The sequence below is a fragment of the Paenibacillus camerounensis genome, from assembly GCF_000723885.1.
Lineage (GTDB): Bacteria > Bacillota > Bacilli > Paenibacillales > Paenibacillaceae > Paenibacillus_AQ > Paenibacillus_AQ camerounensis.
In genome coordinates this window covers 1-22,401 of sequence record NZ_CCDG010000005.1, presented here as the reverse complement: position 1 = coordinate 22,401, position 22,401 = coordinate 1, and the positions used below count along the sequence as shown (strand labels likewise).

Here is a 22,401-nt window from a genome sequence, read left to right as displayed (position 1 = left end):
TGTATTATAGGTTTGTTCACAGTTCAAATCTGACAATAAAGGCGGACGCTGATGCTCCTGCAGTTCCAAAATTCTTCTCCGCCCCTCGTGCAATTAAAAGCAGAACGAAAAAAACGGAGATCTGCTGCACAAAGTGCAACAAATCTCCGTTTGCGCTAACCTTCATAAAACAGGCAAGTCTCCGGGCATCAGCCCGTATTCCGCAGTCCTGCAGCAATACCGTTAATGGTAAGCAGTACCTCACGCAGCAGTTCGGCGTCATCGCCCTCAGCATCACGCAATACTCTGAGCTCTGACAGAAGCTGTACCTGCAGATAGCTGAGCGGATCAACGTAAGGGTTGCGCAGACGAATCGATTCCTGAATAACTGGGACATTATCCAGAATTTCATGCTGGCCGGTGATCTTCAGAATCAGCTCAGAGGTCAGCTTGAATTCCGCCTGAATCTGGCCGAAGATCCGCTGGCGGGCTTCGTCGTTTTTGCCCATGGAGGCATACTCCTTGGCAATAACCAGATCCGCCTTCGCAATCGCCATCTGCAGTGTATCAATCAGCGTCGTAAAGAACGAGAAATCGGCATACATCGTCTGCATGATCTTCATGTTCTCTTCTTTGCCTTCATAGAAGCTCTGCAGTCCTGTTCCGGCAGCATACCAGGCCGGCAGCAGATATCGGCTCTGCGTCCAGGCGAATACCCACGGAATCGCACGCAGATCCTCAAAACGGTCGCTGTTCTTCCGCTTGGACGGACGTGAGCCGATGTTCAGTTCGCCCACCTCAGGCAGCGGGGTTGATTCCTTGAAGAAGGACAGGAAGTCCGGATCACGGAAGATCAGGTCCTGATATTTGGTTAAGGACACCTCGGAAATACGGGCTACTATTTCATCCCATTTTGCTTCATACAGGTCAGCCTGAGGCGTTCTCGCATGAATAGCCGCTGTAACCAGCGCAGAGGTAGCCTGCTCCAGACTGCGGTATGCGATTCCCTGCATCGAATACCGGGAGGAGATAACCTCGCCCTGCTCGGTAATCTTGATTCCGCCGCCGATGGTTGAAGCCGGCTGGGCCAGAATGCTGCGGTTCAGCGGCATACCGCCGCGTCCAAGCGCTCCGCCGCGTCCGTGGAAGAACTTAAGCTTGATGCCGAATTCATCGGCAGTAGCTGTAATTTGCTTAAGGGCAACACGCAGCTCCCAGTTCGCCGTCACCACGCCGCCGTCTTTGTTGCTGTCGGAATAACCGAGCATAATCTCCTGCAGATCGTTCATTGCCCGTACCGCCTCACGGTAGATCGGCATGCTGAGCAGTGTCTTCATAATCTGCGGAGCGTTATGCAGGTCATCAATGGTTTCAAACAGCGGTACCGCCTGCAAGGTGCAGACTACTGTTCCATCATTATCCTTACGGAACAAGCCTACTTCTTTGGAGAATACCATAACTTCAAGAATATCACTCGCCGCTTCCGCCATACTGATCAGATAGCTGGTGATACACTGCTTGCCGTATTCCTCCTGTGCCAGATACACCGTACGGTATACCGCAAGGCATTCCTCAGTACTTTCACTGTAAGACTGGTACGGGGAAGTCAGCGGCCGCGGATCGTTCAGAATGGACTCAAGAAGCGTTACCTTCTGGTCTTCCGGCATTTTAGCGTAATCCTGAGTGATGTTCATCTTAGCCAAAATCTCAGCCATTGCGTTCTCATGCTCCTGGCTGTGCTGACGGACATCCAGCGCAGCTGTATGGAAGCCGAACAGCTCTACCTGACGGATCAGCTTCTTAATGTAAGTATCTGCCACGTAGTCGGCAAAGTGATGCCGCAGGCTGCGGTCAATTACGTTCAGATCATCTATGAATTGCTGCGGAGTCGCGTAGCGCTCCGGCGTTCCTTTTCGCTCATCATCCAGCACGTTCTGTGTCTTGGAGATCATGTAGCTCAGCTTAATCCGGTATGGCTCATTGTCATTACGCCAGGCGTCGACACGGTTCAGCTTAATGATCCCGCGGTCTTGCTCAATCGATTCCAGCAGCTCATCCGTAACACTAACGATGCTTGTACTAAAGCTCAGATACTGCATCAGTTCACGCATAATGCGCTGATATTCACGGATAGCGAGCTTACGCTGAAGGCGCAGTGTCTGCATAGTCACAGCCGCGGTTACAGACGGATTACCGTCACGGTCGCCGCCGATCCATGATCCAAAACGCAGATAAGTCGGCACGTGCCAATTCTGCCCCGGATAGTATTTACTTAGACATCGTTCAAGCTCTTGATACACATCCGGCAGCACCTGGAAAATCGTCTCATGGAAGTAATACATCCCGTTGCGCACTTCATCAAGCACTGTCGGCTTGCGGTCACGCAATTCATCCGTCTGCCAAAGGGTAATAACTTCGTTCAGCAGCTTCTCGCGGAGCTGTTCACGTTCGCGGAAGGTCAGCGTCGGATTGTCGAGACCCATCACATCATCGGAGATCCGTTTGTGAATATCAAGAATGGCCCTCCGCATTGCTTCCGTAGGATGAGCGGTCATGACCAGCTCCAAGGACAGGTTATTCATAATATCATGAACATCCTCTTGGGAGAAATCCCGTTCACGGAGCTCCTGAATCGCACTTTCGATAGATCCCGGCTGTACTGTATCCCCGGCTGAGCGTTCATAATCGCGCTTACGGCGAATCCGGTGGTTCTGCTCAGCAATATTCACCAATTGAAAATAAATGGCGAACGCCCGTATCACCTGGTGGCGATTCTCAGGATCCAGTGAACTAATCAGCTCTTTAAATTCATTGTGCAGTTCAGGCAAAAATAATGAGCGCAGCGATTTACTGGTTTCGCGGATCTTCTCCACGACCTCCAGTAGTTCGTTACCGCCTTGATGTACCAAGACTTCGCCCAAGATGTTCCCCAGGAACCGTACGTCACGCCGCAGCAAGTTATTGGAATTGCTTTTGCTGACAGCTGTCGTAAGTTCGGTCATGCTGCTCCCTCCATCCTCTTCCGGATCAATGTCCTAACATTGTCTATTCGAAGCTTTCCTCATATCATACAGTAAAACCCATCGGAAATCTTCAACTTATTACGCTGTAAAGCGCTGCAGTAATTACGATTATACACCAAATTCATTCTTTATACAGTCACAAAATAGTAATGTAGACTATTTTATTAGAATGGCTGGCTTTATACGTATTTATGTGCAAGCTTTACACGGCATGTAGGTATTGATTGCATTATACACGGATTGCGGAAGAATGGAAATTAGGGCTTTTGAAAAATAATCTCTTATGTATTGCAGGCCTGCTCTAATGGGCAGACCCGCGGATTGAATACGATTTACTCTTTTGTATATCCTGTCCGGTAATTAAAAGCCAGTTCAAATAAGCCTGTAGCCGATAAGCCGGCAAGTCCGCCCGCCCATAGCCTGAGGACGATATCCAGCTCAGTAAACGGATATGCGGCAGTACCTATAAGCATTCCTATCGCAAGACCTGCAAACGGAATGGCGTTCCGCGGGAGATTAATATTATTTTTGATCAGCTGCACCAGCGCAAGAACAAATACGGCCAGTACTGACGCAAAGGTCATCACGTTATCCAAAATATCACTGTGTACCATAAGCTCATTCCTTCCATATAAATGTTCACTCTAATTAGAGCAGTAATCTGCTTCATCTACCGGCTGCTTGTAATTTCAACCGTCCGGGTCGCAGCGTTATAACTTACTCTTGCCTCTAACGCTTCTGCTATAGCACGTACAGGCACATAGGTAACCCCTGCCTTTATATATCCCTCGGCAATCTTGCACCCGTTGACGTTCACTATAGCCGATACAGTGTTTTTCACCCCGTGCTCCTCCTCTGTAGTGATTAGCTTGTACACTGCATCAACTGCAGACGGAGCGGGCTGGACCCCTGCCAGCAGGTCTGCAATCGTCAAGCCAAAGCTCATCTGAAAATGAGGATAATCCTTGAAGCTGCTCCAGTCTCCGCCCCATTCGAACCCGAGTGCCTTAGCCTGCTGTACAACCTCCTGCCAATCAGCTGTGCCGTCCCGGTCTCCATCACGCTTCATATCCCATGATGCACTGGAGCCGTCCGGCAGCAGCAGCGCAAAATCAACCGCCAGCCCGTAGTTATGGAAGCTATAGCCGCCCCGGGCATTGGTAACGATATTACCAGCAGAAGTACGTCCCTGGGCGTACAGCCTATCCTGTTCGGTAAAGGTGCGGAGTCCCTGAGTTATCAGAACAGGTACACCGCATGTGTAACAGTGTTCAATCAGCTTATCCGCGGCGGCGGACACAGCCGGATGCAATCCTTTTAGGCGGGCGGCTGATTTAGCTTTGATCTGAGCCAGCGTCAGCATGTATGGCACCTCCCTTTTTCAAATCTGAAAGTACAATGAACAAATCCCTCCGTCTGGTATACATCAGCACAGTCAGAATACTTAAGCCAAGTGTTGTACCCGTCTGGGCAACTGCCCAGGCATAGGATTGGAGCGAAGCCAGCACCGCATCTGTACCTGCTGCACTGCTGAATCTGAGCCAGAAGGCCACAGCCATTTTCGCTGTATATGCCCCCAGGAAAAAGAATGCTGCCAGCATAAATAAGCTGATTACCCTTGCCCGGATTCTCCGGCGGAAATACAAAAAAAGCGCAACCATTAGAAGCAGCGCACAAACAAACGAAATGAAATATGCCATTAATAAAACAACATCAATTATGCCCATCGTCTACACCCCGGTCATAAATTAAAAATTCGGCAAACCCGTTATTTCTGATTTCCTGTTGAATGTCCTGTGAGACATCTTTGTATCTGTGGATGGATAAGGCCACCCGGCCAGCAGCCCGGGCAAGCTCCTTTTCCCTGGCGCGATGCAGGGGTGATAGCCGCTTGATCCATTTGCTCAGCACGTTATCTCCCCCTGTTCTCCTCGTTTACTTCTTCGGCAGCGTGGTCAACCTTCAGTCTTTGCAGCACCTCCAGAGTCGGTGCCATAAAATCAGAGCGCTCCTTGTCGAGTATGTTCTGCAGCCGGTCCCGGTCATCCTCCGCACGCTCCAGCAGCTCCCGCGGTACCAGATTCCCTTTCACAATCGACCTAAGCAGCACCAGAAAAATCACCAGCAGCACCAAAGCCACTATATAGGCCAGCCCGTATTTATCGGCAAGCGGCAGCAGCTTTTCTAAATTAGCGATATCGTTGTTATTCATCCCTCCGCTCCTTTCTAAATCTAATAGAATTTTTTAGATTATCAAACCGCCAACCGTTCATTTATGATTTCTTATTAATTACTTATTGAGAGACCCTAGCGAGGTTAGGAATTCTTTTGCGACTTATTGAAATCTGGATAAGAAAAGAGAGGGGTCCGTTCTGCAGTATTAATTCCCACCAAATGTCCCTCTCTAAAATCATCGGTATAGTCACCAAATTCCAATTCTAAATAACCGACAGTCTCACGAACTCGTTTTGAAAGTTTGCTGTAGAAAATGAAATCCTGGTCAACTGTTGTAATGATAACATCACCAGAACGTTCTCCTGTCTCTTGGATAATCTCTCCTGTTACTTCATCATAATAAATTCTTCTTCCAATATTCATGAGTATTCTCCTTCCTATTCAAAGGCAATCCAGCGCATTGTTGAATCACCATAAGTTGAAGAGTATCTGTACATCTGTACAGTAAAGCTTCCACCTGAGACAGTAACATCATTGCTACCGGTATTAGATCCCCCATATTGCGCCCATAGATTTACATTAAATGATGATGATGACCAGCTATATAAATTTCCGGTTACATCATAAATGGTTATCAAATCACCGTTAACCGGGGCCATTGCTATAATAGTTCTTGGTATAAAAGCAAGACCTCCCACACTTGCTGTCCAGATGGCTCCTGTCCAGCCCATACTTACAGCACCGCTTGCAAATTTTCTCCCTGTATTGATCTGTCCGATCTTTGCCGCCAACGTCCCGAAATCATCGCTTCCTGATGCTGCTACTCCCTTGCCGCTAATGGCGGAGGCGATACTGCTTTTCCCATTAGCGACAGATTGAAAAAGGTCTGCGCTCCAAGCTCCCCAACTAATAGTTCCATTAGTATCCGAACCTGTACGCATAGCAAAAGTGTTGGTGAATAAATTAACTGCAATCTGTTTAACCCACACATTGGTGTTCATCGCCATAACCTGAACATAGTACCAGTTACTTGTAGCTGAGCTACCGTCAGGTGAATTATAAATACCTGTTCCTACAAAGCAACCTGTAGCGCGCAGGTTATTCAAGTTTTGCCCATTGATGTTAATTGTAGTTCCGTCATCTTCAGTCAGCTTGCGCTTTTGCCACGCTTTAGCATCCGTATATACCTTGGCATTACTCTCAGCAGTATTCGCCTTTGTCTGTGCACCTGCTGGCGTTTCCTTTGCATTAAGCTGAGTCTGAATAGCGCTGGTTACACCATCCAAATACGCAAACTCCGCATTGGAGACAACGCCAGTCCCAATCTTCGATGCATCAATTGCTGCTGCTGAGTTAACATCCGCGTTGACAATAGCTCCAGCCGTAATAGCTGCTGTGCCTGCTCCGGCTACCATGGTAATGTCTCCGGAAATTGCCGGAAGTCTTGCTGCGGCGATTGTTCCGCTATTCAGGTCTCCTGCAGATCTTGTTGCCAGATCAGCGAGGGTCGAGCCCGTTTTACTGATCTTTCCCCAGCCGATAGCGGCTGCGCTGTTCACATCAGCGTCAACAATAACCCCAGCCGCAATAGCCGTTACCCCGTCACTAGTGCTCGTAACATCCCCGGTATGATTCGGGTGGGTGTAATTATTGGCTCCTGCAGCCACTCCGTCCAGCTTTGCCTTGTCTGCAGCACTCATTAAACCTGAAGCAGATGAAGTAGCGGCTGAGGTACCGGCTTTAGCATTCCATGCGCTTTTCTCTGTGTCTGTGGCAAAGCGGTGAGTAGCATCTTCAGTGATCATCGTAGCGGGGTGGGTGGCCGGATGCGCATAATTGTTCGCACCGGCAGCCACACCGTCCAGCTTTGCTTTGTCAGCTGCTGCCATAAGGCCAGCAGCACTGGCGGTTGCCGCCGCTGTTGAAGCTTTGGCGTTCCAGACGGTGCGTTCAGCGGCAGTAATATGCTTCACTGCATCAGCTGCATGATCCTGTGCGCCCTTCACCGCAGTATCCAAAATATCCATATTGCCGTTGATATCCGTAATATCAACAATGTCTGTTCCATCTGGCTTTTTCAATCCCAGATTGCCTGTAGTTTTCATAGTTCACGCTCCTATTCGTATACTCTTAACTCGTTCCAGGTCCGCTCATGCGCACCTCTCCAGGTGAGTGCCTTGACTGAATCCCACCAGGTATAGCTGTACACAAACTCGTAGGCCAGATGCGCCGGCTTAATCTCTTCAATGATCTGGATTAGCCCGGACATATTAGCCGGGATACCCAGGGTACCTACGAACCGAACCTGGAAGCTGTACTCTCCCGGTACATCTACAACCTCAACATCCCCGCCTGAAAAAGCGGACGCCGTCCGCCGGATCATCTCCGGTGTAGTCGTTCCGCTTCCGCGCAGCTTCGCCTTGATCATCTCCCGGCGGGCTGCATAGGATTTAGTATTGTCCGTAGTCAAGGCCAACACATTCTCCCAGCGGGCCAGCCCCCAGGTTGCCGATTCTACGTCGGTCTGTAATGCGGAATCTTCTATTAAATAGCGAAGCAGCCCGCATTCTATACCATTGCTTTCCTGAATCTCTTCCATCTCAATGACACCCTGGTAATATTCAGGCAGGTATTTCATCAGGTCCGGCAGGGTGAATCCGGGTCCCTCCTGCAGAGAACGATCCGATGAATAGCTTATTGTTCCGTATAAATGCTCGCCGTAGGCCATTGCTATACCCCCTTGAGCTGATTCCAGCTGATCGGGCCGCTAGGCATATAATCCAGATATTGAAATACTGTAGCAGCTTCCGGATGGCAGAAAAAAATCTCACTAAGGCCAAACCTGCGATTACCGCTTGCATCGGCAGTTCCAACACTGCTGTCATAAATAGTAATCCTGATTTTGGTGAACTGCCCCTGGAAATTGGGATACAGCGGGATCATTAGCTCCTTAGCCGGAGCATCTACCATACTTTGATCTTTGAGCACACGCCACCCGGCAGCGTTATAGGTATCGTATACTTCAACTTTGTATTTGGAGGGATACCAGTATCGGCAGGTCCAGCCGATCACACCGCCAGTTTGGGTATGAGCCTCCGGCAATCCTTCAATAGTAATAACAGTAGGGGTCCCTGCCGGTATACCCAGAGTAGAATAAGTGGGTGTGACTCTGCCGTCAAAGAGCGAATTAGTATCAATTTTGGCTATGCCTGTCTGGGTTATGGTTATTTCCTTACGCTTATGTGCATTCAAAAGGATATTGTACTCGTTCCCCAGCATCGTACTAGAGGTGGAAGGGAATAACCCGTACACTGCACCATTAGTCAGCACCGGATATCTGTCATCATGCGTATGCCCCGTAGGCGGAAACACATCCGGCTTGCCGGCTATTCCGGACCAGGCTACGCTGTCTGCCGTCTGCGCATAATCGACCTTGCCGTTGTTGTTGGTGTCATAGATGCTTTTCAGCATGTCACCGGTGCTCTGTGATGCGACCAGCAGCTTGTTCACGCCGCCTGTTCCGATATACAGCTTGCCGGTATCGGTGCAGTAGCCCAGCTCGCCCGCAGCAAGCACCCCCAGCTCACTTTCCAGCCCGCGGCGGATCTGTATCAATGTCTTCAGTGCCATCTCTGCCGCCTCCTAGAATGTGCCGCCGTCAATGCTGGCTACCGTCAGCTTGTTGCCGTTAGCTGCGTCATATACAATGCTGCTTCCATCGATATTGGCTGCTACCCCGTTTGCATCTACAGTGATCCCTTTACCTGCTGTAACCGCGATCGCGTCGGCTGTAACTGTGATGCCGCTTCCGGCACCGATGTTTAAGGTCACTGAATCCGCCTGTCCTCCGCCGGTTAAACCATTGCCGGCAGTGATTGTCTGCAGCGCGCCGCCCGTACGCACCCAGGCACTGCCGTTCCAGCTGTAGATTTTCTGCTCATCGTCCACATAAGCGGTCCAGCCCACTGCCGGAGGGTAGTACACCCAGGCTGCGGATTGATACTCGGCAATCTGGCTGCTTTTTCCCGCCCATATGCCGGTAGCCGCGGCTGGAATGATATACCGGTCTCCTTCTAATGGAGAAGCAGGCGGAGCCGTCAGATTCTGGTCCTTTACCGAGCTCTGCGGCTCGATATTATGCTTGGCCAGCTCAATCTCGTTTCGGATCTTTTGTGCTGACCACAGGTCTGTAATAGCTATGCCCGTATCATTGATCACACGGTGCTTTGCGGCATCATCGAGATGAGTCTTAATTTCTGCCGCTGTTTTGACATTCGTGCCGTCAGAGACCTTATTTACATGTCCCGAGGTGATATCCGCCTTGAGCACCTTAGCATAGGTTGTACCGTCAACAATATCATCGGCTGTTCCTGTCAGGTCAGTCAGCTTCTGGGCGTTAATCCGGCGCCAGGCTGCCCCGTCGTCAAAATACAAATAACCGCTGTTCGTCCCGCTTGTTACATAATATAATCGCCCGACAGAAGCAGCTGCCGGACGTGAAGCCTCGGGGCCGGATAGCGCCCGTCCGACCATCGAATTGGAAGTGCCGTCACCGATATAGACTTCTTTTGTGTCTGTACAGAAGCCTATTTCACCGGCCTTCAGCACGCCATAAGTGGATAGCTCTGCTTTTGTGCCGCGTTTTACTTGAATCGTCTGTGCCATATTACACCTCTCTTTTAAAGGATCCGCCGTCGATCAGTCCCGCACTTTTATATCGTTCAATCTCGCGCTGGGCGGCGGTCAGCCCCGTTTGCAGAACGTTGATATCATCGGCCTCCACGGTATCACCCGGGGTTTCGTAGGTCACATATACCTCTGGAACCTCCGCAAAAATCTTAATGATCCGTCGCCAGGGCGCTTCATCCGGAAAAGAAACCGAAAAATTACGAAGCTCAGTCCCGCTGAAGCGTGATCCGGTATATACCGTTATGCTTTGGTTATTAATGTTGTCATGGGTAAGCTGTCCACTGTAAACCCCGCTTGTGAGCATGAGCTTTTCTTCCACGACATAGCTGCCGCCGCTGGCTTTTTTATTCAGCTTTTCTTTGAACACATCCACCTGCTCCGGGTACCCCATCTGCTACACCCCCAGCACAGCATTAGCGAATAAGGGTACTTCGTTCTCTGCCAGCGTAATATTACCGGTTCCGCCGTTCAGCTTCAGTCCGCTGTAATCCAGAACCCCCTCTGTATCCAGCAGCAAAGCACCGATGACGGACTGGCTGATGTACGAGGCTTCAAAGGCCTTTTCCTTACGGTACTTCTCCAGCATGATCTGAAAAGCATTGATCACAGCCTGCAGCGTATAGCCTGCAGCCAGGTTAACTGTTGCACTGACTGTGATAGTTTTACCGGCAGCTGAAGCAACTGTCACCACCGCACCCACAGGAGCCTCGCCTTCCCCCAGACCCGGAGCAGGGTCAATATGCTGTTGTACCATTGATACCAGCACTGCTGAGGCCGGCTTCTTCTCAGCATCGACAATAATTACCTTGACCGTCTTGGGTCCGTTCCACAGCGGAAAGACCCGCGCGCCGCCTACGCCTTCAATCTGTGACGCCCATTCCATGTAATGATATTTGTTGCCGCTGGTTGACGGGCGTCTGGCCGAATTAAAATACCGCCGGCGCAGCGCTTCGTCATCCTCTGCTTCCTCGCCGGGTATTAGAAGCGAAGTAATCACCCCGCGTGCAAGCTCCGGAATATAACTCACCGGCAGCAGGCTGCCGGAATACTGATTGCCGGCCGTTCCGGCGGTCTCACTCTCCAGCCGGAACGCTCCCGGGGAGAGCCTTTCAGCCGCCGTGTAATTATAGAGCCCCAGCGAGTATCTGCTGCCCAAAGGGATATCCAGCACCTCATCTTCGTTATTATAAAATTCTCCGCGAAGCTGCGCCTTGGTTGCCGGCTCCCTGGTGATGCCTGTCCAGGAAATGCTACGCTCCAAATACTCACCGGCTGCAGTGTCGGCAAAGTGCAGATTAATGTTCACATCCAGCTCAATATACATCTGTGCCATCTCCGCCGCAGCCGGAGCAAGCGCATCATAAATAATGCTGCCTTCCCGCTTGTCCAGTCCTTCCGGGACCCTATTCAGCATGCGATCAAGCAGCGCTTCATACGTCTGATCCTCATACACTGTCTATCAGCTCCTTTCTGAGCTCAAAATTGCCGTAATACGTGACTACAGTACAATTGAAGCTCGCCTGATCCCCATTAAAAGTAATCTCTGCCTGCTCAAGACCGCGGATCCGTTCGTCCTGCAGCAGGGCTTCACTGACAATCCGCAGCAGCTCAGCGCGGGCCAGCAATCTGTCCTTGCCCAGTACCAGATTCCACTCTGTCCCGTAATCTGTACTGTAGATCAGAAACTCATAACGTTCCGTCTGCAGCACCTTGATGGCAGCCTGTCTGACGGCTTCCAAGGCATCAACAGTGCCGGTAATACGCTTCAGGCCCCAGTCCATCCGGTAGGTAAGACTGGGGCTCATCATACTCTGTCCAGGTGCATCCTCTTCAAGCAATCCCTTGATCGGTCCTGAACTGCCAATAGCCGGAATCATAGATCCACCAGCCGATCCAGCACAACATAGCTCTGTCCGCCCTGCATCCGCAGGAGCAGCACACGGTCACCCGGCTCAAGCCCCCGCCGGATCAGAAGCTGCCTTCCGTCCAGCTCAATCCGGCACTCTGTAACAGCTTCCGGCAGCACCAGTGCGGAACCGGACAGCACAAACCGCTGATCCACCTGAATCTGCAACGGCTCCGCCCCCGTCACCTGCCCATAAGAAAAAGCCACCGGATTCGTATTGGATACGGCTCCGAGGCTCGCTTTTTTAATAATATCCAGCATCTGCTTCTACACCACCTTTATTGTGAGGGACATTGTGTGTTCCCCGCCTGAAATTTTATGGCTGCATTCATCCACGAGAAACAGCTGGGTCTCGAATTCATCCAGCAGCACATAAATGAAGTTTCCGGCTCTTACACGCATATCCCCGATTGCCTGAACGGTCAGACTGAGCTTTTCCCGGTTATGCAGCTTAAGCAGGTTGTCCGCCTTTTCCCGGATCTGCGCCGCAGCCGCCTTGTCGTCGGCCTTCTGATACAGCTGCAATATCCCCCAGCGTGCTACATTCTCCTTGTCCGTAACCGGATAGAATTCACGTTTGCCCGTCTCCTCATTATCCCTATACAAAAAAATAGTATTGTACGTGTCTTCATCAATGCTCCGCTTCAGCGAGTAGTCATAGAGATAGCGGCCTGCCCCCAAAACGATGTTAAGCAGCATGCTCTGCATATTTCGCAGTGACAGCTTCCCGAAATCATCATAAAAAGCCAGCAGCTGTCCGCTGTTCTGCAGCTCACTGCCCACGGCTCCCATAATGATATCGAGCAGCTTTTTATTATCTTCTATAAGCGATGGTATCCTGTACTGGGCCTCATCAAGCACACCGGTCTGCAAACCGTAATCCTCCGCTATTTTTGTGACCAGCTCATTTGCAGTCACATTCTGCAGCACATAGCTTCCGTTGCCCAGCAGATAGCGGATCTGGTCGTAAGCCGTTAATTTGATCTCCCGGTCTGAACCGGTTGCTATCGTAAATACAAACCCGTAAAAGACATCCCTGTCAGCCTTGCTGAACTGTACAATATCCCCGTTGCCGATGTTGAACCTGGGATGCTGATAAATCGCGCTGTCTACAAGCGTTATCTCAAGTGTCGCAGGTTTGCCAGAACGCGAGGTCTTCCAGGTGATGTCGGTCGCTATAGCAGAGATATCCCAGAGCAGACCTTCTTTATTTTTCACCAGCAGCTTCATGCTTCCTCCCCCTATGCCAGCTTGATGACTCTACCGATTTGCAGCTTCTTAAGCTCACTGTCGGAAATACCGTTAAGCTTCTGGAGGGTTTTATACTTTCTTCCGCTGCCCAGCTTTTTCTGGGCAATACTCCAGAGCGAGTCTCCGGCTTGAATGGTATAGGTGGCTGCAGCTGTTTTTTCACTGGCCCGATGCTGCTGTTTTTTCACCTCGTTACCGGCGGTCTTTACTGCGAGTGCCTGATAGAAGACATATTTCTTGAGCGCTAATGTGTATTCAATATCTCCGGAATTTCCGGCACTCAGCTTCCAGGTGAAATTTTCGATGCTGACAGGCATGTTGATGCCCATATCGCCTGTGAAGGTCTGGGCAGCCCGGTCTGCAGCCTCCTTAAGCCAGTCAGCCATATTCCCTGTCTGCCCCGCTCCACTACTTTCCATCTGTTTCAGTCCTGTGAAAACAAACCGGATAGGCCTGCGGCTGACCATCCACCGTTTGATCATCGCCACATATTCGTAGGGCTTAAGCAGCCGGCTTTCTTTTTCCTGAGCCTCACTGGATGGATAGACGACAAACGGATACCACTGGGCCGGAAACATGCTTTCTATGGACAGCTCCGTAAGCTTCGGATAAGTAATCGCATTAATTTCACCAAGCTCGATAATCGAATAGCTTTTTCCGTCTCCCGACTCTTTGATTTCCAGCATCTCCGGGTTAACCGGCAGCCGGATGACCTCTTCATAGTTATTGAAGCTTAAGAAAAAACCGTATTCCTCCACGTTACGTATACACCCCCTGGGCGGTTGAGACAAATTCCTCCTGCAGCACCTGCCCGATCTTGGTAATGATGGAGTCGATGTCTCCGGCATTATTGATGTTACCTGTTGTAACCTGTACCGTCGGCGTCAGCTCCACAAAATTTTGAATCGCCTGAAGCTCCGCCAGCTCACGCAGCATTTTCAGATCATCACTGGAGATGTCTACCGTATCGTTAATCGAGCCGACTTCGTTGACGCGGTTGACGTTGTTAAGATTCGCAGCTTGATTGGCGTTTAAGCTCGTGCCGGATGATTGCATCATATTTCCTGTTGCCGAAGCAACCCATGTCTTATTGCCCTTACCCGCTTCCCTTCCTTTATTAGAGAAGCTATTTACGAAGTCTTCCCCCTTTTGTTTATAGCTGTTATAGCTGTCTTTATAATCAACCATTTCCCATAGCTCTGTCTGACGCTTTGGTGTATTATCCGTTTCAGGTTTTAGAGATTCCAGACCTTTACGGTACATATCAAGCCTGTCGCTGGCAGCATGGGGAATTTCCGGCTCCTGCACGTCTATCTTTATTCTGCTGATTCCTAGCTTATCAAAGAAAGGGACTTGGGCCAGTGCATCAATCATGGAGTTAAATTTATCAAGTACCCAGCTGATCGCCTTAGCCATGACCTTCATAAAACCGCCGGCAAAATTTTCTGCACCGACTGCCATATTATAAAGAACATTCAGTGTACCCATTGCCAGGTTATACATGGATTCCTGCACCCTGTTAACAGCAGTGTTAAATGCATTAATAATGTAGTCACCTACGATAAAAAAGATATTGCGCGCACCGATCCCGAAATTTTGGATTAAGGCTGCCATATATCCAAATGCACCGACAATAGCTCCCACTACATCTGCTGCGGACAGTCCAAGCTGTTGAAAAATCAGGATCAGAGCAGCAATTACAGCTATTACGATTAAGATAGGCCAGTTAGCAACAAGCCACGCAGCTGCGAGCATATAGACTTGAACGATCATGGCGGCAAGGTACACGATAGCGATTGCTTCAAGAATTGGTTTTACATACGACCAATTATCCTGAATCACACCAACCAGCCACAGTAAACCGTCAACCATCATAGAAATAACGTTTGCGATAAACAGGAACCCGTTAGCCATAGCATCAATAATAGGTGCTAACTGGTCTGTGATTAGTGCCTGGTTAATGGTATCCATTACCGGACGCAATGCCCCCATAGCCTTTTCTCCAATTTTACCAAGGGTACTATCAATGTTTTCATTCATTTTATTCCAATCCGCAATATCACCCGGCTTTGCCGCTTCTTTAACTGCCTTTTCGCCAAAGGATTTGATCGCATTAAAGGGTGCTACTACATCTGCGGTTTTCAGGAATTTCAAAACTCTAGAGTCCGCAGAAGGAGGCGGTGTCGGCGGAACTGGCCCCGGATCTTTTTTGAGATTAATCTTGGGCTTAGGCGGATCTATCTTTGTTTCTGCTGTCTTCTCTTCCGGTTTCTTTTCTTCTTTTTCTTTCTTTTTTTCCTTAAGTCCTTTCCACCATTCTACTTTCGTAGCGGCCTCATCCACCCACTTTCCGGTCACGGCCGGACGTGAAGTATTTAATGCACGCAAGGCCAACTGCTGCCCTTGACCCGCCTGCTGACCTTGCATCATCATAAGACCTTTAGATACCTCTACCTTTGGTGGTACATGCTTAAACCCTTCCAGTAAAGTTTCATTGATGTCCTGCAATGCCTGGTGCAGGCTGTCCATAGACCGGCTCATCCCATCTGCTGACCTTTTCACAGCTGCCTGAAAGCCTTTGACAGAACGGTTGACAAGTTCAAGGTTACTGTTCATACGCAGGCACTGCTTTTGAACAGACCTCCAGACCGTAAGAGACTTCACCGGAAGCATTACCGCCTTAGATGAATCCACTTTCATTCGTTCACCTCCTTATCTTTTTCTTGCCCTGCTTCTTGCCTGCTCTTTCTTCTCGTGCTCCACCCGCACAGCAATCATCGCATACACCGCCGCCCGCTCACGCGCAGACAGCTTCATCAGCTCATGCGGCAAAATATGAAGCTCATGGAGGGCGTAGTAGGCCAGATTAGCCTCACTATCGCCCCCGTTAATCAGTTTTTTACTTCGTCCACCAGCTCGTTCATATCCGTACCAAAGCCGTTCAGCGCCTGCACCCGTTCACCGAGCGCAGCGAATTCACCCGGAAGCAGCATTTTCCGCAGCAGCGCCTCCGCGCCCATCACCCCGTAGGAGCGCTGCAGCTCGGCATTTTTCAGATCGGGATGCACGACGCTTGCGGTCATGAGCTTGGCCATGTAATCGTTAGGGTCGATTTCAGAGGTATAGGCGCCGTTTTTCCCCTTCACCTTACGGGTGGCGGCTTTACGGCAATCCTGGTTCTCATCCTCGGTCATACTGCGCAGCTTCCAGGCTACAGCAGTCCCCTCTTTATCCTTAAAACGCTGGGACACGACAAACTCATCTGTTGTGTCACACGCCGCATTTTGCGCAAAAAACATACTTAATTCGCTCATTTTCGTTCCTCCTAATGGTTTGTGCAGAGTAAGCAGAGACCCGCCGCCTGCTATTGCGCCCGGGCCTGTTATGCTTACACCCTGATTAAAATCTGTCCCTGTCCGTCTATTACAGGCTGGAGCCCGCCGGAGGACTAAAGGATTGTGCCAGCTCTACATCCTCAAAGGTAAAGCTCACCTCTTCCTCAAGTGCATCTGATTCGGTATCCAGGGAGGCCATAATTACGCTGTCCAGATTAACGCCCTTCAGAATAATCCGCTGGGCCCCCACACTGGACGAGGGGTCCTCATTCGTGACTTCAATATCGAAATACTGGTCCACGCCTGTTTTCATATATTCCAGCATCATCTGCCGGAAACGGCTGGTCATATAAAAAATCGTCATAGTCCCGCTGCCCGACCAACCGGTCGCCTTATGCTGCACCCCGCGGCGGCCCAGCGTCTTCACTTCTGCCTTCTGCTTCTCCACTGTCGCTTCCAGTGTCTTCACGTAGAACATTTCCTCCACCTGGGAGCCAATCTTGGCATATGCGCGGCCTTCCTGGCCGGAGAGGGTATCACTAGCTTTTAGAAATGCCATCTTAAACCACCTTCACTTTCATATATACTTTTTCTACGGAATCCACCGGCTTCACAGCAACCTCCAGAACAACGCTGTCACTGTCAGCACCTGCAGATACCACAATATCGCTCTGTGAATTGAAGCTGTCGATAGCACCCAGCGCCTGCAGATCATTCATATAGGTGACACACTGGGCCCAGAACAATGCCCGGCCATCCTCATTGTTGGCAACCTTGCCAATAAAGTTTTGTTCGAAAATACGCTTCAAATCACCGGCAATCCCATCAAGCACGCGCACAACACGGTTTTTGGAGAAAACCTTCCCCTTATCCGGTGAAAAAGAAGTGAAGCTGTTGATGTCCTGCTCGACTACCGCACGGCCGCTGCTATACGTAAAGAGCAGTTGCCCTTCTGTCAGCGCCGCTACCGTTCCGGAATGGCTGAGCCGGACATCGGCATCAGCCGCATCATCGTAAGACTGATAAGTCAGCGATTCATTAACTGCCGCACCAGCTACAGCACCGGCCACCCAGGCTACTGCTGTAGTTTTATCAATAACAGTACCATCAGCCAGAACGACACCATTAGCCACACTGATAATGCCTTCATGGTCAGCCGCAGGATAGTCAGACAGAACGGCCTGTACCTTTTTGCCCTCCGTATCCCGCAGACGTTTTACATAAGAGGTATAGAGTGCTTTTAGCGTGTTATCCTGTGACAGCAGCCCGACGGTCTGGAAATCCTGAACCTCAAGCGCAGCGAGAAAATCACTGTGCTGTGCACCATTTACTGTACCGTTCTCACCGCCAGTCAAAGGCATTCCGGCTGAGAGGGTCAGCGTCTCCGGACCGTTGGCCTTAAACAGCAGATACTCATTTTCTTTCAGCTCAGCTGCATCAGCCACTGTCTGCTTATCCACTTCAGCCTTGCCAAGCAGTGTTTTCACATCAAACAGCGCATTGTCTTCAATATTCTTCTCAACAACCACGGTAAGATCATTTCCGCGCTCCCCGCCGAACTTGGCTGTTGCCTGCAGCCCGTTACTGCTCACTCCTGACTTGACCCCTTCATTCAGGCGGTAGAGCAGCAGGGTTCCTGCACGCTTCAGTGCTTCCCTTACCGGGAGCAGTACAGGTTCTGCCAGGTCATAACCCAGCAGCCGGCTGAAATCATCCTGCGGGGTGAGCTTTACAATAGCTCCGGATTGCCCCCAAGGCAGTGTAAGCGCCAGGGCTGTGATGCCGCGGTCCCCCATTTTACCTGTAATGCTTCCGCTTGTGGCTACATTTACGTATACCCCGGGCCGCACCTTATTTTGTGTTGTCCATGTTCCTCCAGCCATTAGAAAACCTCCTTAGTTAAAAAAAGCTTAATACATTCCTTTGCCTCATCCAGCGAGTATCCAATTCCATCCTGCAGTACCACATCAAGCACATCTTTTTCTTGCGGTGAAAATAGGGACGAGCTCATCATCTGCTTTTTGCCGAACCTGCTCAGCTCCGCTTCATTCGAATTCATTTCACATATGCTCCTTCCGATAGCTGCCCCATAAACACGGTATCCGTCTGTCCCTGCTCCTGCTTCTGTAAATAGAGCATGTAGTCAACCGTGAACACGGGCCCGCTGCCGTCTTTCCCGGCTTCCCAGGCTTGTCTCATTACACGGAAAGCAGGTTCATCATGACTCTGAACAGCCAGCGCCTCACAGAGACCGTCAGCCAGTTCCTCTGAATCCAGCTGACCTCCCTGCTCATAGCGGATACCCATCTTGTAGACTGCCATGTACCTGCCCTCCCGCTGCCGGTCATAGACAGCCGAGATCAGCTCCAGCCTAAAGTAGGCTGCCTGAGGTTTTTCCCCGGCAACATGCACAGGCAGCCCGGGATAAGCTGTATTCAGTGCAGCCGTAATATGCTCCCGCAGCCGTTGTACCATTTTCATCTTTGTCACCCTCTTCTGTTAAGCATTGCCGGTACGCTCACTCCTTCTGTCTGCGGAATTAAAAACGGATATTATCCGGTAATGGATAATATCCGCTGCAAAATATGGCCTCTGATCAAAAGAGCTTTCACCGCTTCATTGTCCCTTAAACCGCTAACCGGTAAGGTTTATAGTGGAGCATTCATGCTCCTGCGGTGTCTTTTTGCTTCATTTGCCATGTTATAATCATACTCCCTTTATTTCCGCATGAAGCCGGTATTCCGCCTGATTTAAGGATAGCTTTGAGCTGCCACCGGGAGGTTTCAGGGAGGTTAAAAGCAGGCAGCAAATTTCTCCGTTTTAAGCATCTATAGGTATGGATATCTTCAGCTACCTTTATGTCTTCATACAAAAAAAAGCACCGTCTCTGGAGACGATGCAATTTACACATTTGCTGTACTTACCTGAAGGTCAGTTCTGCATTCTCCGCCGGACCACTGTTAACGGATGCCTCGGATTTCAGCAATGAATCCAAAGACAGCAGCTCAAGGTCTGCTAATGCAAGTGCCATTTTATAAAAAGCTTTGGACCGTATCTTCACGTAGGTGTCCTTGCTGACCGGCGGATCAAATACATGGTTATAGATGGTGTAGTCGTAAACCTCGTCTCTTCTCATATAACGCTCACGTACCAGCCGTTGCTCTCTGGGCGCCAGCCTGTCCACTACACTATCCATTGCATCACAGTAGGCTCTTCTGGCGGCTGGCACATCGACGTTGTGTGCGGCAATCGCCGCAGTCTGGTCAGTGATCTTATTCGTTGCGCCGTGAAATCTCTCGGTGTATGAATAAGTAATTCCTGCTTCCTTTGCTTCAAAAGTCACTGTTCTAAAAATCCGGTACTTCTCCAGCATATCTTCTATAGTAATCTGTGTCCGGCGACGGTTCAATTCAGGTAGCGTAGAAAGGTTCATAGTTGTATGCACTCCTTTGAGGATAAATGATTTTTCAATTAGCGGCTGCAATTTTACGGAAAGTATGCTAAAATTCTTCTTGTTCGTATTTTGTTCGTATTTTCCTATAATATACCATCTTCAGATTCCAACGTAAAATTCCGTATTCGTTCATTTTAAGGTAATAACAGGAGTCATGCTCCCTCTCCCTTGCTTTTTGGCAATGTATTAGACTATGTTGTTTACCTTTTGGCAATAATGGTTTATATTATTAGCAACAAGCTTATGTATTTAGGGGATAAGGAGTGATGTACGATGACTGATACATTTGGAGGATATCTAAAGCAAATCCGTGAAGCAAAGGGATTAAGCATTAATCAGTTGGCTGGCTTAGCCGGTATAAGCGGTTCACAAATTTCAAGGATTGAGAATGGATTACGGGGTGTTCCCAAGCCGGCTACGCTTCGCAAAATTGCAGATGCAACAGGAGTATCCTATGATCAGTTAATGGCTGAGGCCGGTTATCTGCGGGAGCATGGCGCTAGCAGGAATGAGAACCCGGTTCCCGGGTGGGCAACAAGCAAGGATAAGCGGGATTTTCGTATAATGCTGGAGGATGACGGGGAACTGATGTTTGACGGGATTCCGCTGAACAAAGAGGATAAACAGCGGATTAAGGATGTGCTGACCGGCCTGTTCTGGGAGGCCAAGCAGATGAACAAACGGAAGAAATCCGGCTCCGCTTCGGATAACACGGATCACTCAGGTACGAATAACTAGTCAGGGACAATAAACTTACTTTTACATGCTGCGGGTGAACAATATGGATGAGTTAATTAACAATCTGATTAAAAAATATAAGACTAACAACCCGTTCGAGCTGGCTGATGCAATGGGTATTCATATCCGTTTTATGGATCTGGGGACGGGGACAAAGGGATTATATTACCGTAAGCTGAGAAGAAGATTTATCGTCATTCATAACGGGCTTCCTGCAGAGTGGCAGCGGTTTGTTTGTGCACATGAGCTGGGGCATGACCGTCTTCACAAAGGTATTAACCGTTTTTTTCTGGAGGAGCACTCCTTTTTCAGCCCGGGCAAGCTAGAACGCCAGGCTAATTTATTTGCTGTAAAGCTCCTTTCATCAGGTATATTGCCGGATCAGGACGAAGCTGTAACAAGTTATTATTTGCGAATCGGGATTCCGCCTGAGGTTCGCTTTTTTTTAGAGGACTAGAAGAACATATGTTCCATCCTAATATCTCCTCTTAATTGACGGACATTTGGATATAACAAAAAACCCTTACCGGAGTAAGAGTTTCTGTCAGCTAAGCTGAAATATCGGGATGACACGATTTGAACATGCGACCCCCTGGTCCCAAACCAGGTGCTCTACCAAGCTGAGCTACATCCCGAAACAATATACAATTATGGAGCGGGTGATGGGAATCGAACCCACGCTATTAGCTTGGAAGGCTAAAGTTCTACCATTGAACTACACCCGCAAAGGTGAAAATCGGGATGACACGATTTGAACATGCGACCCCCTGGTCCCAAACCAGGTGCTCTACCAAGCTGAGCTACATCCCGAAATATGGCGCGCCCTGAGAGATTCGAACTCCCGACCTTTTGATTCGTAGTCAAACGCTCTATCCAGCTGAGCTAAGGGCGCAAAAATTATGGAGCGGACGACGGGAATCGAACCCGCGACCCTCGCCTTGGCAAGGCGATGCTCTACCGCTGAGCCACGTCCGCATATTAAGTGGTGCGCGTGAAGGGACTTGAACCCCCACGTCTTACGACGCCAGATCCTAAGTCTGGTGCGTCTGCCATTCCGCCACACGCGCAAGGAACTTTATAATCAAAGTGAGCCATGAAGGACTCGAACCTTCGACACCCTGATTAAAAGTCAGGTGCTCTACCAACTGAGCTAATGGCTCGCAATTGGCAGGGGATATAGGATTCGAACCTATGATGACGGAGTCAGAGTCCGTTGCCTTACCACTTGGCGAATCCCCTATAATGTAACATATCTACCACGTTCGCTTCAACATAAAACGATTTATGGTGGAGGCTGAGGGGATCGAACCCCCGACCCTCTGCTTGTAAGGCAGATGCTCTCCCAGCTGAGCTAAGCCTCCATATGTATAACCAAAAGCATTAAAGCTAAAATAAGTGGTGACCCGTAGGGGATTCGAACCCCTGTTACCTCCGTGAAAGGGAGGTGTCTTAACCCCTTGACCAACGGGCCTTAAAAAATTTGTGGAGCTCTCAACCGGATTCGAACCGGTGACCTCTTCCTTACCATGGAAGCACTCTACCTGCTGAGCTATGAGAGCATGGCTCCCCGAACAGGACTCGAACCTGTGACAACTCGATTAACAGTCGAGTGCTCTACCAACTGAGCTATCAGGGAATATTATCCGCTTGGCAGCGTCCTACTCTCCCAGGACCCTTCGGTCCAAGTACCATTGGCGCTGGAGGACTTAACGGTCGTGTTCGGGATGGGTACGCGTGGAACCCCTCCGCCATCGCCACCAAACGGGCATTTACAGCGTAAATGCTTCAGGAACTTGATTCCTGAAAACTGAATCCGAGACGAATCTGCGTCTTAAAGATTGGATAAGCCCT

26 protein-coding genes, 12 tRNA genes and 1 rRNA gene are annotated in these 22,401 nt (G+C 49.8%); 2 read left to right on the top strand and 37 right to left on the bottom strand.

Annotated elements, in window-relative coordinates; genetic code table 11:
• Window positions 1–188: 188 nt before the first annotated feature.
• The 24 genes from ppc to BN3772_RS01255 all read right to left on the bottom strand — a co-directional run bounded on the left by ppc (window position 189) and on the right by BN3772_RS01255 (window position 19,791).
• The gene (ppc, locus tag BN3772_RS01365) at window positions 189–2,981 is read right to left on the bottom strand and encodes a phosphoenolpyruvate carboxylase (protein ID WP_042195868.1); all 2,793 of its coding nucleotides are present in this window, start codon (window positions 2,979–2,981) and stop codon (window positions 189–191) included.
• A gap of 353 nt (window positions 2,982–3,334) precedes the next feature.
• A complete protein-coding gene (locus tag BN3772_RS01360; protein ID WP_244444650.1) occupies window positions 3,335–3,616 on the bottom strand; it encodes a holin in 282 nt (93 codons plus the stop codon).
• A gap of 56 nt (window positions 3,617–3,672) precedes the next feature.
• Window positions 3,673–4,365 carry a M15 family metallopeptidase gene (locus BN3772_RS01355; protein ID WP_042195865.1) on the bottom strand — a complete coding sequence of 231 codons (693 nt, stop codon included), beginning with the start codon at window positions 4,363–4,365 and terminating at the stop codon, window positions 3,673–3,675.
• Window positions 4,337–4,729: a hypothetical protein gene (locus tag BN3772_RS30475; RefSeq protein WP_157643522.1), complete on the bottom strand. Its 393-nt coding sequence runs from the start codon at window positions 4,727–4,729 to the stop codon at window positions 4,337–4,339. The genes BN3772_RS01355 and BN3772_RS30475 overlap by 29 nt, the downstream gene beginning before the upstream one ends.
• Complete coding sequence (locus BN3772_RS01350) at window positions 4,716–4,913, bottom strand: hypothetical protein (protein WP_039877352.1); 198 nt, start codon at window positions 4,911–4,913, stop codon at window positions 4,716–4,718. The genes BN3772_RS30475 and BN3772_RS01350 overlap by 14 nt, the downstream gene beginning before the upstream one ends.
• A 1-nt stretch (window position 4,914) precedes the next feature.
• A complete protein-coding gene (locus BN3772_RS01345) occupies window positions 4,915–5,214 on the bottom strand; it encodes a hypothetical protein (RefSeq protein ID WP_042195863.1) in 300 nt (99 codons plus the stop codon).
• Between the two features lie 104 nt (window positions 5,215–5,318).
• Window positions 5,319–5,600, bottom strand: coding sequence for a hypothetical protein (locus BN3772_RS01340; RefSeq protein WP_086074339.1), 282 nt, complete (start codon window positions 5,598–5,600; stop codon window positions 5,319–5,321).
• Between the two features lie 14 nt (window positions 5,601–5,614).
• Window positions 5,615–7,282 carry a pyocin knob domain-containing protein gene (locus tag BN3772_RS01335; protein ID WP_052380326.1) on the bottom strand — a complete coding sequence of 556 codons (1,668 nt, stop codon included), beginning with the start codon at window positions 7,280–7,282 and terminating at the stop codon, window positions 5,615–5,617.
• 11 nt (window positions 7,283–7,293) lie between these two features.
• Window positions 7,294–7,905 (bottom strand): putative phage tail protein, encoded by a 612-nt coding sequence (locus tag BN3772_RS01330; protein WP_042195861.1) that lies wholly within the window; start codon window positions 7,903–7,905, stop codon window positions 7,294–7,296.
• 2 nt (window positions 7,906–7,907) lie between these two features.
• Complete coding sequence (locus BN3772_RS30845) at window positions 7,908–8,807, bottom strand: hyaluronate lyase N-terminal domain-containing protein (protein WP_167336646.1); 900 nt, start codon at window positions 8,805–8,807, stop codon at window positions 7,908–7,910.
• A gap of 12 nt (window positions 8,808–8,819) precedes the next feature.
• Entirely contained in the window at window positions 8,820–9,842 is a 1,023-nt protein-coding gene (locus BN3772_RS01320; protein ID WP_042195858.1) for a DUF2793 domain-containing protein, read from the bottom strand.
• Between the two features lies 1 nt (window position 9,843).
• The gene (locus BN3772_RS01315) at window positions 9,844–10,257 is read right to left on the bottom strand and encodes a hypothetical protein (RefSeq protein ID WP_039877357.1); all 414 of its coding nucleotides are present in this window, start codon (window positions 10,255–10,257) and stop codon (window positions 9,844–9,846) included.
• 3 nt (window positions 10,258–10,260) lie between these two features.
• Window positions 10,261–11,319 (bottom strand): baseplate J/gp47 family protein, encoded by a 1,059-nt coding sequence (locus BN3772_RS01310; RefSeq protein ID WP_042195856.1) that lies wholly within the window; start codon window positions 11,317–11,319, stop codon window positions 10,261–10,263.
• Window positions 11,312–11,743: a DUF2634 domain-containing protein gene (locus BN3772_RS01305; protein ID WP_042195854.1), complete on the bottom strand. Its 432-nt coding sequence runs from the start codon at window positions 11,741–11,743 to the stop codon at window positions 11,312–11,314. Before BN3772_RS01305 ends, BN3772_RS01310 begins: the two co-directional genes overlap by 8 nt.
• Window positions 11,740–12,033 carry a DUF2577 domain-containing protein gene (locus tag BN3772_RS01300; RefSeq protein WP_039877360.1) on the bottom strand — a complete coding sequence of 98 codons (294 nt, stop codon included), beginning with the start codon at window positions 12,031–12,033 and terminating at the stop codon, window positions 11,740–11,742. Before BN3772_RS01300 ends, BN3772_RS01305 begins: the two co-directional genes overlap by 4 nt.
• A gap of 6 nt (window positions 12,034–12,039) precedes the next feature.
• On the bottom strand, window positions 12,040–13,002 hold the full coding sequence (locus BN3772_RS01295; RefSeq protein ID WP_042195851.1) for an XkdQ/YqbQ family protein: 963 nt from the start codon (window positions 13,000–13,002) through the stop codon (window positions 12,040–12,042).
• 11 nt (window positions 13,003–13,013) lie between these two features.
• Window positions 13,014–13,781 carry a LysM peptidoglycan-binding domain-containing protein gene (locus BN3772_RS01290; protein ID WP_042195849.1) on the bottom strand — a complete coding sequence of 256 codons (768 nt, stop codon included), beginning with the start codon at window positions 13,779–13,781 and terminating at the stop codon, window positions 13,014–13,016.
• A 1-nt stretch (window position 13,782) separates the two neighbouring features.
• The gene (locus tag BN3772_RS01285; protein WP_042195847.1) at window positions 13,783–15,723 is read right to left on the bottom strand and encodes an MFS transporter; all 1,941 of its coding nucleotides are present in this window, start codon (window positions 15,721–15,723) and stop codon (window positions 13,783–13,785) included.
• Between the two features lie 191 nt (window positions 15,724–15,914).
• A complete protein-coding gene (locus tag BN3772_RS01275; RefSeq protein WP_042195844.1) occupies window positions 15,915–16,337 on the bottom strand; it encodes a phage tail assembly chaperone in 423 nt (140 codons plus the stop codon).
• Window positions 16,338–16,446: 109 nt separating this feature from the next.
• Window positions 16,447–16,917 (bottom strand): phage tail tube protein, encoded by a 471-nt coding sequence (locus BN3772_RS01270; protein ID WP_042195841.1) that lies wholly within the window; start codon window positions 16,915–16,917, stop codon window positions 16,447–16,449.
• Between the two features lies 1 nt (window position 16,918).
• On the bottom strand, window positions 16,919–18,241 hold the full coding sequence (locus tag BN3772_RS01265; RefSeq protein WP_042195839.1) for a phage tail sheath family protein: 1,323 nt from the start codon (window positions 18,239–18,241) through the stop codon (window positions 16,919–16,921).
• Window positions 18,241–18,417, bottom strand: coding sequence for a hypothetical protein (locus BN3772_RS30470; RefSeq protein ID WP_157643521.1), 177 nt, complete (start codon window positions 18,415–18,417; stop codon window positions 18,241–18,243). Before BN3772_RS30470 ends, BN3772_RS01265 begins: the two co-directional genes overlap by 1 nt.
• Window positions 18,414–18,839 carry a phage tail terminator family protein gene (locus BN3772_RS01260; protein ID WP_042195838.1) on the bottom strand — a complete coding sequence of 142 codons (426 nt, stop codon included), beginning with the start codon at window positions 18,837–18,839 and terminating at the stop codon, window positions 18,414–18,416. Before BN3772_RS01260 ends, BN3772_RS30470 begins: the two co-directional genes overlap by 4 nt.
• Before the next feature lie 439 nt (window positions 18,840–19,278).
• Entirely contained in the window at window positions 19,279–19,791 is a 513-nt protein-coding gene (locus BN3772_RS01255) for an ArpU family phage packaging/lysis transcriptional regulator (RefSeq protein ID WP_042195836.1), read from the bottom strand.
• Window positions 19,792–20,085: 294 nt separating this feature from the next.
• Between BN3772_RS01255 and BN3772_RS01250 the strand changes: the two genes are divergently transcribed.
• The gene (locus tag BN3772_RS01250; RefSeq protein WP_042195832.1) at window positions 20,086–20,550 is read left to right on the top strand and encodes a helix-turn-helix domain-containing protein; all 465 of its coding nucleotides are present in this window, start codon (window positions 20,086–20,088) and stop codon (window positions 20,548–20,550) included.
• Window positions 20,551–20,593: 43 nt separating this feature from the next.
• Entirely contained in the window at window positions 20,594–21,007 is a 414-nt protein-coding gene (locus BN3772_RS01245) for an ImmA/IrrE family metallo-endopeptidase (protein ID WP_042195830.1), read from the top strand.
• Window positions 21,008–21,111: 104 nt separating this feature from the next.
• Here the strand turns inward: BN3772_RS01245 and BN3772_RS01240 are convergent.
• From BN3772_RS01240 to rrf, 13 genes are all read right to left on the bottom strand, one after another.
• Window positions 21,112–21,185, bottom strand: a tRNA-Pro gene (locus BN3772_RS01240).
• 16 nt (window positions 21,186–21,201) lie between these two features.
• Window positions 21,202–21,275 (bottom strand) — tRNA-Gly (locus BN3772_RS01235).
• An 11-nt stretch (window positions 21,276–21,286) separates the two neighbouring features.
• Window positions 21,287–21,360, bottom strand: a tRNA-Pro gene (locus BN3772_RS01230).
• Window positions 21,361–21,365: 5 nt separating this feature from the next.
• Window positions 21,366–21,442: transfer RNA gene (locus BN3772_RS01225), tRNA-Arg, on the bottom strand.
• An 8-nt stretch (window positions 21,443–21,450) separates the two neighbouring features.
• Window positions 21,451–21,525, bottom strand: a tRNA-Gly gene (locus BN3772_RS01220).
• A gap of 8 nt (window positions 21,526–21,533) precedes the next feature.
• Window positions 21,534–21,617: transfer RNA gene (locus tag BN3772_RS01215), tRNA-Leu, on the bottom strand.
• A gap of 20 nt (window positions 21,618–21,637) precedes the next feature.
• A tRNA-Lys gene (locus tag BN3772_RS01210) sits at window positions 21,638–21,710 on the bottom strand.
• A 5-nt stretch (window positions 21,711–21,715) separates the two neighbouring features.
• Window positions 21,716–21,789: transfer RNA gene (locus BN3772_RS01205), tRNA-Gln, on the bottom strand.
• 46 nt (window positions 21,790–21,835) lie between these two features.
• Window positions 21,836–21,911, bottom strand: a tRNA-Val gene (locus tag BN3772_RS01200).
• A 35-nt stretch (window positions 21,912–21,946) separates the two neighbouring features.
• Window positions 21,947–22,021 (bottom strand) — tRNA-Glu (locus BN3772_RS01195).
• Between the two features lie 12 nt (window positions 22,022–22,033).
• Window positions 22,034–22,109: transfer RNA gene (locus BN3772_RS01190), tRNA-Thr, on the bottom strand.
• A 1-nt stretch (window position 22,110) separates the two neighbouring features.
• Window positions 22,111–22,186, bottom strand: a tRNA-Asn gene (locus BN3772_RS01185).
• 9 nt (window positions 22,187–22,195) lie between these two features.
• Window positions 22,196–22,312: ribosomal RNA gene (gene rrf, locus BN3772_RS01180) — 5S ribosomal RNA — on the bottom strand.
• Window positions 22,313–22,401 lie beyond the last annotated feature (89 nt).